The organism is Elstera litoralis, assembly GCF_000963705.1.
GTDB classification, from domain to species: domain Bacteria; phylum Pseudomonadota; class Alphaproteobacteria; order Elsterales; family Elsteraceae; genus Elstera; species Elstera litoralis.
Genome location: NZ_LAJY01000761.1, coordinates 1 through 1,779 on the forward strand (window position 1 = coordinate 1; position 1,779 = coordinate 1,779).

At 59.7% G+C, this 1,779-nt stretch carries 1 protein-coding gene; it reads right to left on the reverse strand.

Features of this window, described 5'->3' with window-relative positions:
* Window positions 1–390 precede the first annotated feature (390 nt).
* Window positions 391–1,356 carry a glycosyltransferase family 2 protein gene (locus VZ95_RS19630; RefSeq protein WP_045777367.1) on the reverse strand — a complete coding sequence of 322 codons (966 nt, stop codon included), beginning with the start codon at window positions 1,354–1,356 and terminating at the stop codon, window positions 391–393.
* Between the last annotated feature and the right edge of the window lie 423 nt (window positions 1,357–1,779).

Consider the following 1,779-nt stretch of genomic DNA (forward strand, 5'->3'; position numbering starts at 1 on the left):
ACCTCATAAGCAACCGCCTGTAGATTAAGCCGGGTTCCCCGATAGGGCGGATAAGTCTTCCCCTTATGCAATCGGATTAAATAACCCTCTAAAGCGTGTACCTCAATCGGATTGAAGAGAGGAGAAAACCGCTGATTGCAATAATCAGTAATCATAACGGGCGTAAAAATTTGGCACTTTGATTTCATTGAAATTTCCGATTAGCAAGATCGGCGTGGCTACAGGAATTCTCGATCGGATGGAAGGGTCATTATGTAAAGGCTTCCTTTTGAGAGGATTCATGCCGCTGACATTACCGTGCAGTTCCTGACCGCCGGTCTCGTCCTTCGCCACACGCATTGAATTCCATCTGTCGCGGTTATGCGGCAATCCCGCCACCGCCCGCCTGCATTACCACACGCGGGCAGCGGCCAGGGCCGCCTCGGCGTCGGGGGGAAGCCCCGTCCGGGCAGCGACAGCCCGGTCCCACACGCCCCGGGCAAACACGCCGAGCGCCTGGCGGTAGGCGACGGACGCATGCTCCTGCGCAATCATGGTTAGGCGCGGCAGGTCCATCGTCAGGATCGTGCGGATACGCACCTGGGCGGCCAACGGATGCCCATTTGTCTCCAAGACCCGCAGCCCGGCATCCATCGCCTCCAGGCAATCGCGCAGCACATCAAGCTGCGCCTCGCGCTGGGTGATCGACGAGCCGTCGGCACGCACACGCCAATGGGCGATCACGTCGGGGACGACATCGAACCGGCGCGCATGGGCATACATGGCCTGCGCGACAATCTGGTCTTCGTAGAGCTTGCCCTCGGGGAAGCGCAGACCGTGGCGCGTCCAAAAATCGCGCCGACTGACCTTCGACCAGGCCACGATATTCGCGGATGCCTCGGGATGCGCATCAATCGTCGTGCCGACGCGCTCCGGCACCGTCGCCGCCGCAATCCAGGGCTGCACGTCGCCCGCCGTGTATCCGCCGTCCGCGTCGGGGTGCAGCCTCACATAGGCACCGAGCGCGAAATCGCTGCCGCTTGCCTCAAGCATGCCCACAAGCCGCGCGAGCGCCCCCGGCATCAGGACGTCATCGGCATCGAGAAAGCCGACATACGGCGTCCCCACGCGGTCGAGGCCAATATTGCGCGCCGCGCCCAGACCGCCCTGGCGGGGAAGCCGCACAGTGCGGAACCGCGAATCCTCGGCAGCGGCACGGTCAAAGATCGCGCCCGTCGCGTCGTTGGACGCGTCATCGATGAGAATCGCGACCCAGTTGGTGAGCGTCTGTGCCCGTAACGAGGCCAGCGCTTCCTGCGCGTAGGGCTCGACATCGTAGCCGGGCACGATGATCGTAACGATGGGCCGATCAGTCATTCACCCTGTCCATTAGCGCAACGTGGCTGGCGAGCAACCTATCTTGGTTACGATAGATGAGACAGCCCACCGTCACGGATGCTCGGCTTCGTTATCCAGTACCATGCGAATCGCATGCTCATGGACGTCAATGAAAAACTTATTCGTTGCCTCACTCATATGGGCATCGATCTCTCAGAAGCTAGAGCCGCCAGAAAACCCGGCACAGTTCAGTTCCGGGATACCTGAAATTACCCTCTGGGTAGGTAAAGCTTTCATGATGGTCAGTAAGTCATGCCCCTGCTGCATTGTAGGGGACGCGATGGACATGAATGACATCGATATGTTAGCGCATACTGCTCTCGTTCGACCACGAACCTCTTCACGCTTTTACTCGTGAGCGAACGACCGCTTTTGTCAGGACCGGTCGTTCATAACTGCCGC

What these genes read in the sequence shown, in the direction of transcription:
- VZ95_RS19630 (WP_045777367.1), bottom strand. Translation starts at nt 1,356, where the DNA reads ATGACTGATCGGCCCATCGTTACGATCATCGTGCCCGGCTACGATGTC.